This window comes from Microbulbifer sp. TYP-18 (genome assembly GCF_040932045.1).
Classification (GTDB): domain Bacteria; phylum Pseudomonadota; class Gammaproteobacteria; order Pseudomonadales; family Cellvibrionaceae; genus Microbulbifer.
This window is the reverse complement of sequence record NZ_JBFRBC010000012.1, coordinates 94543-110463: the sequence shown is the minus strand read 5'-3', so window position 1 is coordinate 110463 and position 15921 is coordinate 94543. Positions and strand designations below refer to the sequence as shown.

General features: G+C 53.1%; 11 protein-coding genes and 1 pseudogene. 8 read left to right on the top strand and 4 right to left on the bottom strand.

From position 1 onward, the window contains the following. Both ABVT36_RS11520 and ABVT36_RS11515 read right to left on the bottom strand, forming a co-directional pair. A partial coding sequence (locus ABVT36_RS11520; protein WP_368456714.1) for a hypothetical protein occupies nt 1–558 on the bottom strand: 558 nt, incomplete at its 3' end. A gap of 191 nt (nt 559–749) precedes the next feature. Next, a complete protein-coding gene (locus ABVT36_RS11515; protein ID WP_368456713.1) occupies nt 750–914 on the bottom strand; it encodes a hypothetical protein in 165 nt (54 codons plus the stop codon). 312 nt (nt 915–1226) lie between these two features. Between ABVT36_RS11515 and ABVT36_RS11510 the strand changes: the two genes are divergently transcribed. The 4 genes and pseudogenes from ABVT36_RS11510 to ABVT36_RS11495 all read left to right on the top strand — a co-directional run bounded on the left by ABVT36_RS11510 (nt 1227) and on the right by ABVT36_RS11495 (nt 4473). Beyond that, entirely contained in the window at nt 1227–2738 is a 1512-nt protein-coding gene (locus ABVT36_RS11510) for a polysaccharide lyase 6 family protein (RefSeq protein WP_367149572.1), read from the top strand. Between the two features lie 209 nt (nt 2739–2947). Next, a pseudogene (locus ABVT36_RS11505) lies at nt 2948–3262 on the top strand (transposase); the annotation flags it as partial. A gap of 412 nt (nt 3263–3674) precedes the next feature. Continuing rightward, nucleotides 3675–3932: a YjhX family toxin gene (locus ABVT36_RS11500; protein WP_367149571.1), complete on the top strand. Its 258-nt coding sequence runs from the start codon at nt 3675–3677 to the stop codon at nt 3930–3932. A 34-nt stretch (nt 3933–3966) separates the two neighbouring features. Further along, on the top strand, nt 3967–4473 hold the full coding sequence (locus ABVT36_RS11495) for a GNAT family N-acetyltransferase (protein ID WP_368456712.1): 507 nt from the start codon (nt 3967–3969) through the stop codon (nt 4471–4473). Nucleotides 4474–4647: 174 nt separating this feature from the next. Here ABVT36_RS11495 and ABVT36_RS11490 read toward each other — a convergent pair whose 3' ends face one another. Continuing rightward, nucleotides 4648–6495, bottom strand: a complete 1848-nt coding sequence (locus ABVT36_RS11490; protein ID WP_368456711.1) for a glycoside hydrolase family 13 protein — start codon at nt 6493–6495, stop codon at nt 4648–4650. Nucleotides 6496–7028: 533 nt separating this feature from the next. Next, entirely contained in the window at nt 7029–7907 is an 879-nt protein-coding gene (locus ABVT36_RS11485) for a LysR family transcriptional regulator (protein ID WP_368456710.1), read from the bottom strand. A 155-nt stretch (nt 7908–8062) separates the two neighbouring features. Between ABVT36_RS11485 and ABVT36_RS11480 the strand changes: the two genes are divergently transcribed. The 4 genes from ABVT36_RS11480 to ABVT36_RS11465 all read left to right on the top strand — a co-directional run bounded on the left by ABVT36_RS11480 (nt 8063) and on the right by ABVT36_RS11465 (nt 15525). Next, the gene (locus tag ABVT36_RS11480; protein ID WP_368456708.1) at nt 8063–9142 is read left to right on the top strand and encodes an FAD-dependent oxidoreductase; all 1080 of its coding nucleotides are present in this window, start codon (nt 8063–8065) and stop codon (nt 9140–9142) included. 716 nt (nt 9143–9858) lie between these two features. Continuing rightward, entirely contained in the window at nt 9859–10047 is a 189-nt protein-coding gene (gene csrA / locus ABVT36_RS11475; protein ID WP_368456707.1) for a carbon storage regulator CsrA, read from the top strand. 420 nt (nt 10048–10467) lie between these two features. After that, nucleotides 10468–13278, top strand: a complete 2811-nt coding sequence (locus ABVT36_RS11470; protein ID WP_368456706.1) for a glycoside hydrolase family 9 protein — start codon at nt 10468–10470, stop codon at nt 13276–13278. Nucleotides 13279–13368: 90 nt separating this feature from the next. Next, nucleotides 13369–15525: a cellulase family glycosylhydrolase gene (locus ABVT36_RS11465; RefSeq protein WP_368456705.1), complete on the top strand. Its 2157-nt coding sequence runs from the start codon at nt 13369–13371 to the stop codon at nt 15523–15525. The last annotated feature ends 396 nt before the right edge of the window (nt 15526–15921 follow it).

Below are 15921 nucleotides of genomic sequence, written 5' to 3'. Positions count from 1 at the left end.
GTGAATATCACCGCTGTAACTACCACTGTTCTTTTTTTGATGGAGCTCGTAGCGGGATATGGTCCCAGTGGCTGCGCCCCACTTGACGGTAAATACGCCGTCGTCATCCTGGCTGGGGAAGTTCTCGAAATTACCGGCAATGCCGGGCTTGCGGGCTACGTTTACTGTGGCTGAATCGCTATCGGTGTAAGTTTGGCAATCGAGGGGTTCACCCGGGGGCGTAAAGCAAAAGGTGTTTTCCCAATAGATACTATACTTGTACACCCCGGTTGATCTGTTGGAATAGGTTTTGGTACGGTTCGTGGAGTCAGAAATTACAAACGAATTGATAAGGGTACCATTTTTCCGTTCAGAAAAAGTACCCGGCCCCCTGTACGATACGGTATAGGAACCGTCCGGGCTGTTGGATTCCGATACCGATACATTCACATCGACCTGCGCAACAGCAACGGGCAAAAGGCACCAAGTTGAAACAAAGAAAAGAAGGTATTTAGGAAGGTTGAACCTAACGGATGAACAGATAATACCCGCTAGTGCCTGATAATTGCGCAGACCCATCGAAGACCCCAAGAAGCTTTTATTTTATGGCGGGAAATTCTCCACAGACAAAACTAATGGTCAATTACACGCCATTACACCCAGAAATATTGAGAAATCCATCACACTTAAAGCCTGATCTAATTCACACTTGGTACCATGAACGGCACCAATAATGATGGACAGCATCCGAAAATCGGAATGATCAACCTCTAAAAAGCGGCTTCAGTACTCTGAGATGCCTTTGCTGATACCGCATTGATCCGCATTTGAATCGCATCCAGTTTTAGCTGCTTGGCCTTACGTGGAATATCTTCGACTAAAATACGCTCGCGTCGCTTGCGTAATTCACTCAGGCGCTGGCTGGCTTGGTTCACTGGTCGGCTCCGGTTTCATTCTCCTGGACGCATTCCTGCCAGATTTAAGCTTGTGTCATGGGCCACTAGCAGAATCTGCTAGAGCGCACTTGATAAAATACATGCAAATCAGTTTTAAACTTTAGTCATAAAATGTGCAAAAGTCGCAAAGCCTACAAGTGCGTATTTCCCTACCCTTGCAACTAAGATACTGTTACTCCTCGTAATTATGCGACGTTTTTAGTATTAAAGATTATATTTTCTTAGAAAATTCAATAGATATCACTAAAATTTTTTATCTATGCTTTCTAATTGATGTACTTCGAGGTATATATGAGATTTAAAATTGTAAGTTTAATATTGCTCTTTTCTCTATCCACAGTTGGACTTGCAAAAGATTACTACGTTTCTGATTCTTTAACACTGCAGAATTCAATTACCAGCTTAGCTTGCGGTGATAATGTAATTTTGCAGAATGGGAATTATATTAACACCAAACTTAGTTTAGAAATGAACTGTAGCGCTAGCTTACCTATAGTAATTAAAGCAGAAAACCCTGGCATGGCTTTTTTCTCAGGTGATATGGCTATTGCAATTCCTGGAAAGTACTACACATTATCAGGCTTATCTTTCATTCGAAATCCAGGCGGTATTACTCGCACTGCGTCTAAAGCACATTTAATTACCGTCACTGGCCGATTCAATCGTATTACCAATACAAAATTCGATGATATAGATGATGTAGAAGGGGTTTGGGTCCTGCTAAATGGTAAAAACAATCGGGTGGACCACAGCTATTTTGCCAACAAAAGCAGTGTTCATAGCTATATCAATATGGATATTGATCCCGCAGTTATTTCATATCATCTCGTAGACCACAACTACTTTTCCAGACCACTGTTAGGGAGCAATGGAGGATCAGCTTCCCGTGTTGGGCATGGCTCCATGCACAACTATCGTGCACGCATTATATTTGAATATAATTTATTCGAAAATGAAGATGGTGAATCAGAAATTGTCTCCGTAAAAAGTAGTGAAAATATTTTTCGCTATAATACTTTTAAAAATTCACGGGGTCATTTAAGTTTACGTCAAGGTCAACGCAGTTTAGTATATGACAATTATTTTTTAGGCAATAGCGTGGCAAAAGAGCGCGGCATTTTTATTCGCGGAGAAGATCATGTGATCTTTAATAACTACTTTTCCGATTTGCGCCCCACTGCATCAGAAACTGATTACGGTAGCGTTTGCTTTGGCGCCTCAAGTACAACTCCAGACCCAGCGCGGGCAGCCATAGGCTTAAATCCATACCATTACCCCTTAACCAAAAATGTACTATTTGCCAATAATACTTTGATCAATGGCTACTACTCCAACATTTCTATTGGTTGTCAGTGGGATTTGACCGACCCGAAAAATCGCACTACGCTACCAGAATCATTGCGCTTTGCCAATAATTTAATTATTAACAATTCAAGACAGGTAGACGCCAGTGCAGTAGCGGTGAATCAACACTCTAGTGCTATTGATATTTTATGGTCGAATAATTATTTTGATACTGCCAATGCTGGCATTACTGACGGGGGATTAATGCGGACTACGCTGCCACTTTACAACGATGCTACTGCTAATATCCTAATGCCCTCTGTGCCTACCACTGCATCATCAACTGAGTTAAGTACTTGGATTGATAATATTCCGCTTGATACTCGCTGGGTAGAAAACAACAATTTAATCAGTCGTATTAAAAATACCACTGCAGTTGGTTTTGAAATACCTATCGACCCTCGCAGCATGCAAAGAGTTTTACCATTAAGCAGAACTGAGGTAGGCACTAATTTCTAGTGGTGTGGCGGCCTTGTCCTCACCCAATAGGGTGAGGACAAGAAAATCATTTGCCTTATATGTAAAACGTATTGCAGTTTCAATTAATAACTACAGATCCATTATGCAGCACACCTAATAGAAGGCCCCGGGGTATTTTGCGCCTCGTAAACCGGTGGTGTTCAGAATTCTGTGTCATTTCTTTATCATTAGCAAAAAGGAGATGACCCATGACCAAACCTACTTTCGATATGGATGTCGCTGTCACGGTACTGCGTGAGGGCAAAGACCTCAGCGGCAAAGACGGCATCCTCACCCCACTGATCAAACAGCTCACCGAAACTGCCATGAAGGCGGAGCTGGAGGAGCACCTCACGAGCGAGGACAAGCCCAATCGCAAGAATGGCACCACGCCCAAAACCGTGAAAAGTCCCGCTGGCAGCCTCGAGCTGCAGGCGCCGCGAGACCGCGCCGGCACCTTTGAGCCACAGATCGTCAAGAAGCATCAGACCCAGCTTACCGACGAACTCGAGCGCAAGGTCATTGTAGTGGCTTACTAAACCCAGGCACCATCGAAAGCCAAGCCCACTTCCCTTAACCATACCCCCCCAGAAGCGACCCTAAACCCCTGAACACAGGCCAGCCGCCCCGGCTCACCCGACAGCAAGATTCGCAAAGAAATGAACAGGGTACTTTAACCCACCCCATTGCCCATCCCTGCTCCTGTCCTTTTTAGCCTTCCTGGTTCTCACTGGGGCCGCCCTTTACATTTGGCAGCCCGCCAACTATGATTCGCGCCTGTCCTTATCCATCAATGGAAATTTTTTGCTAGATCATCAGGTATTCGCACGTTCCTAATCCTGCTCGGGATTAAGGAGCGCTCTTAACACTTAAGGCCCCTCACGCGAGATGCTGGGGAGACTTATGTCCGCGATTCCTGAAGATTGAGGCATTCCATTGAACATTTCAAAGCACGAGCAGCGCGTGCTGCACGTTCTCGCACTTGGCGGCGAGATTCACTACCTTCGTCACGAAAGTGGCAAAGTCCATGAAGTCATCTGCTACACACGGGATGGATACGTCCTTCCCAGTTGCACGCTTGACGTTTTCAAACGCCTGAAAAGTAAGAAGTTTGTCAGCTCGAAAAAGGGCCAGCCCTATCGCATCACGCAATTGGGGGCCAGCTCCGTTCGATCACAAATGAACCAGCGATAACTTTTTTTACAACTTGAAAGGAGGATATTTTCCTATGAAAACACCTTACCAAATACAATACGAAGCCTTCGCTGCCGCCGGCGGTCTCTACGATGAGCGGCACGCGAAGCTCTATGCGGACTTCGCAGACGCTTTGATTGAGGACGGTAGCTTCTCCATCGTGTATGAGGGCGTGGCACACGCATGCTACACCCCTATTACCGTGGACGCGGCACCACACCTCAAGTGTTACGTGTTGGCCCCTCTGGCAGTGCTGCCTGAGTACCAACGAAAAGGGTACGCCACCAGGCTGATGGAGGAGGCGGAAAAGCAGCTGGACGCCGACGCAATCTTTGTTATGGGTGAGCCGTTTCACTACGGCAAACGCTACTGTACCCCCCACAAGGTCCTGCCTCCCGTGAGAACCAAAGCCCCGCTAGAGTGTTGGTTCGCCCGCGAGCTGACCCCGGGGGCACTGGACGGCGTGGGTGAATCCACCTCCAGCTTGACCGGACCCTACGCCGATCCACGTATGTGGGGGCACCCGAGTGAACAAGTGTAAAACGTGGGCGCAAGGCAGCGCCCCTTTGGGGGTACGAATATCATGGAGACAACAGGCGGGGCTGGCACAGAGGCTACGCCCTGCTTTATTCAAATCAGTCCGCCCGCTTCTACTGGAAGCAATACCTGAGGCCGAAAGGGACATAACGTCCAAACTTTTTCTCCGACCCCATTGTTACAATCGTACCAGAATCAGACCACTGAGCGGGGGTATCTCTATCTTGCCACGCCGCTGGTCGAGAGTGTCTTTTTGACCATTCAGTACATCGATCCAGGTTGAGTCACCAAGTACCTCGGCCGAAATAGTGCTCGCCTGAGAGGCGTTGTTCAATATGACCAACACCTTGTTGTCCCCATACACCCGGTGATAGCCGTAAAGCCGGCGCTCATTGTCAATCAATACAGGTTGGAAATCGCCCAGTTGCAGTGCCGGGTTTTGGTTGCGGATATGAATCAGGTTGCGATAGTGTCTTAGCAGTTCCGTATTGACACCAACCTTGTCGGGGGAACGCTTGCCGCCATCGGGCAGGTAGACTTCATCTTCATATTCAATGTCCGGCCAGATCATCGGCTTGCGTGTATCCGGATCGTTTGCGCCCCACATGCCCACTTCATCCCCATAGTAGATCATCGGCGCGCCCACATAGGTCATCTGGAAGAGGGCGAAAAGTTTTTGCAGCTGAATTTCGTGCTCGTTGGGCTTCCTGACAACATAGTCGGGGTTACTGGCAACCTGCGATCTATTGAAGTAGTTACCCCAGTCCCGAAAGTTACCAACCCCCCGGTTCACTATATGTGAACCTATGCGGTTGGAATCGTGACTGCCAAACAGGTTTTGCACCACATAGGCGACGCCCTCAGGGTAGAGGTCCCTCAGGTCCGCCAGTTTGCGGTCAAATGCACTGACACTGATATTCATGCCCGGGGGGTTGAAAAAGAACTCTGCCGCGGTGAAGGCAAAGTTGTAGTTCATCTCACCATCGAATTCATCGCCCTGAAAATAGGGCTTTACCTTTTCCGGCACATCGACAATTTCGGCCGTCAGGTAGGCCTCGGGATTGATCGATTTGACATGGCCGCGCCACGCCTTCCAGAAATTGTGATGGACCTCGAATGCCACGTCCAGCCGCCAGCCATCGATGCCGTGTTCTATGCCTTTGCCTTTCGGGTTCATCCAGCGCTCGGTAGCGGCGAATACATAGTCTCTCGGGCCTTTGACCAGCCCCTGTTCATCCTCCCGGAATTCCGGGAGCGACTCCACGCCGAACCAGCCGGAATACCTGAATTCGCTCCCCTTTTTATCATCCCGGTAAGATTCGACGATAAACCAGTCCCTGTAGGGGGACGCCTGCTGGTGTTGCCGCAGGTGTTGAAATGCGAAACTGTTGACACCCATGTGGTTGAAAACGCCATCGAATATAATTCGGATGTCCCGTTTGTGCGCCTCATCAATCAGGTTCAATGCCAGCTCATCGGCGCTGGTCCAGACCCAGGTCGATGGGTCAAGAGGGTCTTCCGTGGCCATCAATTTGCGATCGCCCTCGGGGTCAGGGCCGAAAGTGGGGTCGATATGGTGGTAGCTGGCCCCATCGTATTTGTGCAGGGACGGGGCGTCGAATACAGGGTTGAGGTAGATGGCGCTTATACCGAGCCCTTCCAGATAATCAAGTTTATCGATAACGCCCTGCAGGTCGCCGCCATAGCGACGCCGCAACAGGTGTTTCCACAATTCCGGCTCACCATTGGCTTTTTCGTAGGCCTGCAACTTATACCAGTCACTACCCCAGGGGTGGACCTGCCATTTTTTAGGCGCTTCCTGGGGATCTGCGCCGAGTATGTCCTTCATTTCGGGATCGTTATTGCTGTCGCCATTGCGGAAGCGTTCCGGGAAAACCTGATACCAGACGACTTTTTTAGCCCATTGCGGGACGAATTCTTGACCCTCGCTGGCACTGGATGCCATTGGAATGGCGAGCATAAGCGGGATAAGTGTGCGCACCGCAAGCTGGATAGTGTTATTCATAAAAAATGTTATTTAATTCCCTGACGTCAATGTACCAAATGGCGAGTCTGCAATCGATTATCAAAATGGACGGCCAGCAAATCAAGCATGTAACTGCTTGATTTGTCGTGGAGGATTTGCGGACATGCGCCGCAAACCCGGGTTGAGTAAAGCCAGGGAGGGCTTTTTCAACAACCTGCCAGTGCCCCTCCGTCCACTGCAATCGGCGTTGTGGCAGACTCAAGTCATACGTTAATCCATGCTGAAAATAGCGTCAAATATTATTCCTTCTTGCACACGAACAAGCCCGGAAACCCTCTAATTAAATCGGTGCAACCTCAGATTTTGCAGCCAGTTCGCCAGTACGACGTTGTCGCGCAGGGATGCTGGCTGCCTTTTGGCGGCGAGCGCACTCGGCGCAAAACCCCGGAGGGCCGGCTATGGCGCCACAGACTCTGCTGAGGCATTACTGAATTATCCAGAGGTTCCCCAGGTAATAAATAGCCGGTCCATACCCCCCAACTGTCATCAGCAACCGCTAACAGGCTCGCCTTCTATAGTGAACCAATCCGCCAATCATCTTGCTGCTTCAGCATATCAATAAATTTCCTGATCTTGGGCATATTGATCATATCCCGATGGACCAATGCCCAGACTGACAGTTGCCAGCTTTCCCCCACAGGAATTTCAACCAGGTCTTTGTCCACCGCTACGATAGTCTTTGGCATACCGCCAATACCAATGCCAGAAAAAAGCGCATGGCGCAATATCTGTATAGTAGAAGCTGTTAAAATGATGCGTTCTTCCTCTATGTTTTTGTAAATCCAGTCATTCCATTGCAAGTGAACTTGCTTCTCATTCAAAGCGACAAACCTATGCTTCTGCAGATTACTTTTTGTAGGTTGGCCGTACTTTTTTATATAGCTTTTGTGGGCGCATAACACTATCTCTGAAGTGACTAATGGCAAAACAACATTGTCCGGGGTTTCCGGCTTGGGGCCTCCCCGAATCGCAATGTCTGCCTCACCATATTCAAGCTTGAAGTTGCGCAAATCCCCAATAATGTCAATACGCATACCCGGATGTTGCGCCTGGTATTGATTGATGGTGGGCATCAATAAACTGGCCATTTCGTTGACCATGGTAATGGTCAATGTGCCCTGCAGGGGTTTGTCTTTGCTTTGCAGCCGGTCAGATAGATTGTTGAATTGGTTATCGGTCACCTCCCCCAGGCGCATAATCTCCAGGCCCGCTTCAGTTGGAATGTAACCCTTGTCGTTGCGTTGAAAAAGGACGATACCAAGGCTCTCTTCCAGGGCGTCAATATGGCGCATCACCGTTGACCTGTGCACACCGATTGCCTGGGCGGTAGCACTCAAGGTACCGAGTTTGGCCAGTTTGTAGGCCGTGCGCAATTCAGTCCACTTCTCCATATTCCACCTGGCTCGCCATTCCTTTAACACCCGTGCCGCCTGGCACTAACTGTGCATATATGCACACAACTGTCTTATATTTGCTCATTTACCACATTAATGCAACAACCTATTCTAGGGCCTCCAGAGAAAGATTGCAGGGGCAAGCGTAAACAATGACGATTCAAACCGATGTATTGATTGTGGGTGGTGGCTTTGCCGGGGTCTCTGTGGCCCAGGCATTGGAGAAACAGGGCATTCGCACCACCCTGGTGGACCAAAAAGAGTACTTTGAGGTGACCTTCGCCACCCTCAGGAATCTGGCTGATCCCGGTGCAACCGGTAATCGGGCCCGCAAGCATTACCAGGACTTCCTAAAGGGGCGTTTTATTCAGAGCCGCGTTCAAACCCTCGGTCCCCAGCGTGCGGTCTTGTCCGATGGCGCAGAAATCCAGTTTAAGCATGGCGTCATCGCCTCGGGCACCCGTTACCCCGGTTTGCCCATTGCCAAAACAGACAAATCCATGGGTTTTGAGGCGCGCAATAATGAACTGATGGCGGCCCATACCCAGCTTAAAAAAGCGCGAAAAGTGATGGTCATTGGCGGTGGCGTTGTGGGTGTCGAACTGGCCGGGGAAATTGCCCATGCGCACCCTCATATCCAACTCGTCCTGGCGCACAACAGCGATGTGTTGTTGAATGGCTTCAAACAAAAGGCACAAGCCAGGGCACAACAGCAACTGGAAAGCCTGGGGGTAGAGATAGAATTCAATCGCCGTTACCAGAAGCAGAATGACCGGTACCTTGACCAGAATACCGGTGACATCAGTGATGCCGACCTGGTGTATGAAGCAACCGGCGTATTACCCAATAACGATTTCCTTAAAGGGGAACTTGCCCATATCCTGACTGCAAAAGGCTTTGTAAAAATAGACAAACAGCTACAGGTTGAAGGCACCAGTAATCTATATGCACTGGGTGATATTGCCGAGGTCGGCGAGGCCAGGCTGGGCTATCTTGCCGTAGAGCAGGGTAAATACCTGGCAGGGATGATCGCCAGCAAGCTCCAAGGCAAGGCCGTAAAAGCCTACAAGCGCAATCCGCTGATGGCGCTGATTCCCGTGGGCCAAAGGCAGGGGGTGGTACAGCTCCCCTTTGCTGTCACTACCGCAAGATTTTTGGTGGGGTTAAAGCAAAAAGACCTGTTTATCAACAAGATCTACAAGGGGTTTGGCACAACCCCCAATGCCGGCTAACAATCCGCTGCTGTTTAGGAGCAGTCGGCGGCCAAGCCGAATGCACTCTTGCGAAATCCTCGTCATCAAGCTCCGGGCCTTCCTAATTGTTGGCGGTTGGATTCCATCAGGAATGGTGGCGAAGCGGGCCAAGGGAACCTGCCCGTTTAAATGGGTACTCGCACTTTTTCTATGCATACCTACATAGAAATATTGGCGCCAAAATGCTCTTATCGAGTTGCATTCCGTTTTCTTTAGTGACCAAGCGGCGTAAGATTGGCCAGTATTTATCGGTACTTGGGCCGTGATTGTGCCGGTTTTTTCGAGCCAACCGCCCAAGAGGTCCAAAAAGCCCAGGTGTCTTCCAGCCCGGGCATTTTCTCAAAGAGCCATTCCTTCAACGGGAGAACGATAAGGTGCCCTAAGCGTAAGTAAAAGGCGCTGACCCAAGGTGCAGCAACACCAGGGGCCAGCTAACCAAATTGATAAAGTGACTATCAAAATGGCTATATGGATAATACGCTAGATGTCCGCTCGTCTTCAATAAACCGGTACAAACGTAGTGGTTTGGAGCGATTTCCCAGGCTCTGGGAGCGTTGCGTCCGCCTTTTCTGCTTTACAGCCTACCGTTCCCGCGCACCGCCCCACAGTTCCCCGCAGCTCCCCTCAAAGTTACTTTCCCAGCTCTCCCACTGCGGAAGCTCACCCCATGGTTTGCAGCCCAGAAGGAAAGGCCTATGTTGATTTTAACCCGCCGGATTGGCGAGAATCTCAGAATCGGGACAAATGTTTCAGTGACGGTATTGGGTATTACGCGCAATCAGGTAAAGATGGGTGTGAATGCCCCCAAGTCCCTGCCCGTCCACCGCGAAGAAGTCTATCTGCGCATCCAAAAAGAAAAAGCGTCGGGCATTGAAGAAACTTGAAAAATGGATTTTTTCACCAGGGAGGGTTTGCCGTGTTTCGCAATTGCCCTATGGGGCAGAAGCCGTGGTCTATTGTCTTTTCTCCCTTCGCTTTTTTCTTCTTTTAACGCGATGCTTTTCTCCTGCCACCCAAGGGCTTATTCGCCCAATCAATCCCTCCATCTGCTTTATCGCGGGTAGTATTTTCGATAGCAGCGGTGCCCTGGCGTTTCTGCACAGTTGTTCGTAGTTCTACGGCAAAAGCGCGCAGTCAGGTTCAACCTTTCGCACTGCGCAAAGTTATACCTGGTCTGACTTCCGTCTCGTCGCATTTTTATCGCAAAAGCACCAAAGCTTGACGCCGGTTGCCCATCCCCCTGGCTAGGGTGGCTCCTGATGTAACACGATAGTTCCCATTGCAATAACACCTGAGAGGACATTATGACGCCGATAAAGAGAGCGAGCGCGCTGTGTGCGGTGTGTGCGGTGTGTGTCAGCGGGGTAATGCTGGCGGGCGATGCACTGGCAGTCAATTATGGCGAAGCGCTGCAAAAGTCGATTTACTTTTACGAGGCACAACAGTCCGGGCCTATCCCAGCCTGGAACCGCAACGAGTGGCGCGGCGATTCCGGCATGACCGACGGAGCCGACAACAATGTCGATCTGCTCGGCGGCTGGTACGATGCCGGCGACCATGTGAAATTCGGTTTCCCTATGGCCGCGTCAACCACGCTGCTGGCCTGGGGCGCGATAGAAAACCGCGACGCCTATGTGCAAACCGGACAGCTGCAGCACTTGCAAAACAATTTGCGCTTTGTGGCGGATTACATGGTCAAGGCGCACACCGCCCCCAATGAATTCTGGGGGCAGGTGGGCAGCGGATCTGTGGACCACGCCTGGTGGGGTTCCGCCGAAGTTATGCCGATGGCGCGGCCGTCGTACAAGATCGATGCCAGCTGCCCCGGTTCCGAGCTGGCCGGCGAGGCGGCCGCAGCACTGGCGGCGGTGTCGATGGTATTCGAGTCCAGCGACCCAGGTTACGCATCCAGCATGCTGGACCACGCCGTGCAGCTGTACAACTTCGCCGATAATTACCGCGGTGTCTACAGTGACTGCATTACCGACGCGGCTGCTTTTTACCGCTCGTGGAGCGGCTACAACGATGAGCTGGTATGGGGTGCCGCCTGGCTCTACCGCGCCACCGGCGACCAGGCCTATCTCGACAAGGCCACAGCCTACTACGACAACCTGGGCACGGAGCAGGGCGAAACCGTCAAGGCCTATGGCTGGACCCACGCTTGGGACGACAAGGGCTACGGGAGTTATGTGTTGATGTCGCTGCTCACCGACAATGCCGAATACCGCGCCGATGCGGAACGCTGGCTGGATTACTGGACCACCGGCTACCAGGGCAGGCGTGTGCGCTACACCCCCGGCGGCCTGGCGCACCTGGACCAGTGGGGCGCGGCCCGCTACACGTCCAACACCGCATTCCTGGCGCTGGTCTATTCCGACTACCTCAAGCGGGTGGACCCGGAAAACAGCAGGGCGCAGATCTATTACGATTTTGCCGTGAGCCAAATGGAATACATTCTCGGCGACAACCCGATGAATATGAGCTACCAGATTGGTTACGGCAGCGTCTTCCCCACCTCTCCCCACCACCGTACCGCGCATGGCTCCTGGAATAACAGCCTCAGTGACCCGGTCGCCAACCGCCACACCTTGATCGGCGCATTGGTGGGCGGGCCGGATAGCAGCGACGGTTTCCAGAACGACCGCGGTGATTTCATCCTCAACGAAGTGGCCACCGACTATAACGCCGGGTTCACCTCAACCCTGGCGCGGCTGTGGCTCGACTTTGGCGGCTCGCCAATTCCGGAAACGCAGTTTCCCGCGCCGGAACAGCGCGACCTGGAATTGTTTGTGGAGGCAAAACTCAATTCCAGCGGCAACCGTCACACCGAGATCAGTGCCCTGGTGCACAACCGCACCGCCTGGCCAGCGCGCAGTACCGACAACCTGAGCCTGCGCTATTGGGTGGACCTGAGTGAACTTATCGACGCCGGTTACGGCCCGCAGGATTTACAGTTGTCCTCTGCCTACAACCAGGGCTCCGGTTACACAGGTCCGCATCCCTGGGGCGACCCCGCCGACAATATTTACTATGTGGAAGTGTCGTTTGCGGGCGTGGACATTTATCCCGGCGGCCAGTCTGTGTCGAAAAAGGAATCCCAGTTCCGCGTGGCGGTTTCCGAGGGCGTGCCCTGGGACCCGGCCAACGACCCCTCCTGGGATAATTACGGCCACAGCCGCGAGCCCGCAGAGCTGATCGCCCTGTACGACGATGGCGAACTGGTTTGGGGGCAGGAACCCGGCGGCGGTTGCGGTGGCGATACGGGTATCAACTGCGCACCGGTGGCCAATCCCCAGTCCCTTTCCACGCCCTTTGAGACCATGCTCAATATCACTCTGAGCGGCAGCGACAGTGACGGCAGCCTGGTTGACTTTACTGTGGTCAGCGGTCCGTCCCATGGCTCCCTGAATGGCAGTGGCGCGGCGAGAAACTATACCCCTGACAACGGCTTCTCCGGTAACGACAGCTTTACCTTCACTACCACCGATGACCAGGCTGCGGTCTCTTCACCGGCCACAGTTTCCATTACCGTCGAAGCACCGCTGGTGCCGGCCGTGCAGATCAATCACCCCGGTGACGGTGAGCAGCTATTGCTGGGGCAGGACATTGTGGTGTCCTACACAACGCAGTTTGCCAACGGTGCCAACGTCTACCTGGACGGCGCGCTGGTGGGCAGCGACAGCGATAGCGTCGTGGTCCCGGCTCCGGCAGCGGAAGGTATCTACCGGATTGAAGTGATCGCCACCCAGGATGGCGAAGAGCTGGCGGCGAGTGACAGCGTCACCGTGGAGGTGTTGGAGCAGCTACCCGGCGGTGCGGACTGCGCACTGGGCACTACGGATGTATGGGACACCGGCTTCGTACTCAACAATATCTCGGTGACCAACAAGGGGGACACCCCGCTGGAAAGCTGGCAGGTAACACTTGGCTTCAACCAGCCGATCAGCCTGGTCAACGGCTGGAGTGGCGTGTTCAACCTGTCCTCGGATGGCCTCAGCATGTCGGTATCCAATGTCGACTACAACGGCAACCTGCAGCCCGGCGCCAGCGCCAGCTTCGGTTTCCAGGGTGGTCACAACGGCAACTTTGCGCCGCCCACCTGCACGGTCAACTGAAGCGCGCGGGCGTTTTAAATCTGTCTGATCCTACTTTTCCATTCACCCGCGGGCGGCGGTTGCCGCCCGCACTTCTCAGGAGTGAATAGCATGAAACTGAATTTCAAGCTTTTACCCTACTTTGCGGCGGGGCTGATGGTCGCGGCCACCTGTTTAACAGCAGTGCAGGCCAATGACGCACTGCCGGACGACGACTGGCTGCATGTGGAGGGCAACCGGATTGTCGATAGGCTGGGCAATCCAGTGTGGCTCACCGGCGCCAACTGGTTCGGGTTTAATACCACCGAGCGGGTTTTTCACGGGCTGTGGTCCGCCAACCTGGCCGACCGTATGCGCGATTTGGCCGAACACGGTATCAATATCCTGCGCGTGCCCATTTCCACCGAGTTGATCTGGGAGTGGCAAAACGGCATGGCTGCAATACCGGCGATCAATACCCACGCCAACCCCGAACTGGCAGGCATGAACGGGCTGCAGATTTTCGACGAGACTATTCGCCTGGCAAAGCACTACGGCGTCAAGCTGATGATCGACGCGCACAGCGCCGAAGCGGACAACTCCGGCCACATTTACCCTATGTGGTACAAAGGCAGCCTCGACAGCGAGATTTTTTACCGCACCTGGGAGTGGCTGGCGGAGCGTTACAAGGACGACGACACTGTGATTGCGTTTGATATCGAGAACGAGCCCCACGGCAAGCCCTGGGCCGACAACCCCTACGCCAAGTGGGACAGTTCCACCGACGTCAACAACTGGAAGCACGCCTGCGAAACCGCGTCCAAACGGGTGCTGGCCATCAATCCCAATTTGCTGGTGTTGTGTGAGGGCATCGAGTCCTACCCCATCGACGGTGTCAGCTGGGGCGGGGGCGACGGAAACAGTTATCACAACTACTGGTGGGGCGGAAATCTGCGCGGTGTGGTCGACCATCCTATTGACCTGGGAGCCAACCAGGACCAGCTGGTGTACTCCCCGCATATCTACGGCCCGTCGGTTTTCCGGCAGCCCTGGTTCGAGCCGGACTTTACCTATCAATCGCTGATGGAAGACGCCTGGCGCGATAACTGGTTTTACTTGCACGAACAGGGAATCTCGCCGCTGTTGCTGGGCGAGTGGGGCGGCCTGCTCGACGGCGCGGAAAACGAAAAGTGGATGGGCTATGCCCGCGACCTGATTGTCGAGCACCAGCTGCACCACACCTTCTGGTGCCTCAACCCCAACTCCGGTGATACCGGCGGACTCTGGCTCAACGACTGGACCACCTGGGACGCCGCCAAATACGCACTGTTAAAACCCGCGCTGTGGAGCGACGGCAGCGGTAAATTTGTCGGGCTCGACCACCGGGTGCACCTGGGTAACAGCAATGTGGGAACACACCTGGGCGAATACTATGGTTCCACTGAGCCCGCCGTGCAGATCAGCAGCCCGGTTGACGGTGCCGAGTTTGTGGCCGGTGACCCGATATCCGTGAGTTATTCCCTGCGCAATGCCAGCGGCGTTAACGCCTATCTGGATGGAGTCTTCCAGCTCGGCCACAGGGATGGCAGTGTGACAGTCACCGCGCCGGACCAGCTGGGTGCACACGAGATCAGCCTGATCGCGCTGGACGATGCCGACCAGGAGCTTCCCGCCAGTGACACTGTCACTATCGAGGTGGTGGAAGAGCCGGTCGCAACGCCGAGTGTGGCAATCACCGCACCCGCCGAGGGCAGTAGTTTCGCGCCGGGTGCCAGCTTCACGCTCGAATACACCCTTGAAAATGCCCACGGCGTAGAGGTAACGCTGGATGGCAATTCGGTAACCGCCACCGGTGGCGACAGCGTGGCGCTCACCGCGCCTGTCGTCGACGGCAGCTACACCGTGGACGTAGAGGCCCGGGACAGCAACGGTCAGCCACTGGCCGCCAGCGACAGCGTCACCATCGCAGTGGAGACACCCGCGCCCAGCGGCATTGTCTGTGCGCTCGATGTGGTAGATGTGTGGAGTGACGGTTTTGTACTGAACAATGTCAACGTAACCAACCAGGGCAGCGCCGTGAGCGGGTGGACGGTAACGCTGCAGTTCAGCGGACCTGTGACCTTTACCAATGGCTGGAACGGCGTGTTTTCCGTAGCTGCCAGCGGTCAGACCGTGACTGTCTCCAACCTGGAGTGGAACGGCAACCTGCAAACCGGGCAGAGCGCCAGCTTTGGATTCCAGGGCGGTCACGACGGCAGCTTCGTGCCACCTGGCTGTACCGCTAACTGAGTTTGAACGAAACAGCGGGCCCTCTGGGCCCGCCTCTTTGTCTGATTTTTCCCGGCTTTTCCCGCAGATCTCCCTGCCGGTTATCCCGCCTATTCCATAATTTATTTTATCGTTAGATTTCCGGTAGCGTCGCCGGTTGCATCCTGGACTTCCGGAAATTGTGTACCCATTCATAGGTTTGTGTCCGTGAACGGGCCAGCCCATACCCGCCTCTCCGCCAATTCAACCGGACACCAACTGAATTGGCAGCAAGAGACTGTGTAATCGCGCGATTGATATATCCGCTGCTTAAAGCAGTTTACCGAAGCATTTTCCGGTTTTTCGAGGACGCACCTTGCTTCGGCTTCGCCGAATACTTCTCTCGATGGCACCAGACAATGAAAAAAATGCCAAAAT

What these genes read in the sequence shown, in the direction of transcription:
- ABVT36_RS11510 (WP_367149572.1), top strand. Translation starts at nt 1,227, where the DNA reads ATGAGATTTAAAATTGTAAGTTTAATATTGCTCTTTTCTCTATCCACA.
- ABVT36_RS11495 (WP_368456712.1), top strand. Translation starts at nt 3,967, where the DNA reads ATGAAAACACCTTACCAAATACAATACGAAGCCTTCGCTGCCGCCGGC.
- ABVT36_RS11490 (WP_368456711.1), bottom strand. Translation starts at nt 6,495, where the DNA reads ATGAATAACACTATCCAGCTTGCGGTGCGCACACTTATCCCGCTTATG.
- ABVT36_RS11485 (WP_368456710.1), bottom strand. Translation starts at nt 7,907, where the DNA reads ATGGAGAAGTGGACTGAATTGCGCACGGCCTACAAACTGGCCAAACTC.
- ABVT36_RS11480 (WP_368456708.1), top strand. Translation starts at nt 8,063, where the DNA reads ATGACGATTCAAACCGATGTATTGATTGTGGGTGGTGGCTTTGCCGGG.
- csrA (WP_368456707.1), top strand. Translation starts at nt 9,859, where the DNA reads ATGTTGATTTTAACCCGCCGGATTGGCGAGAATCTCAGAATCGGGACA.
- ABVT36_RS11470 (WP_368456706.1), top strand. Translation starts at nt 10,468, where the DNA reads ATGACGCCGATAAAGAGAGCGAGCGCGCTGTGTGCGGTGTGTGCGGTG.
- ABVT36_RS11465 (WP_368456705.1), top strand. Translation starts at nt 13,369, where the DNA reads ATGAAACTGAATTTCAAGCTTTTACCCTACTTTGCGGCGGGGCTGATG.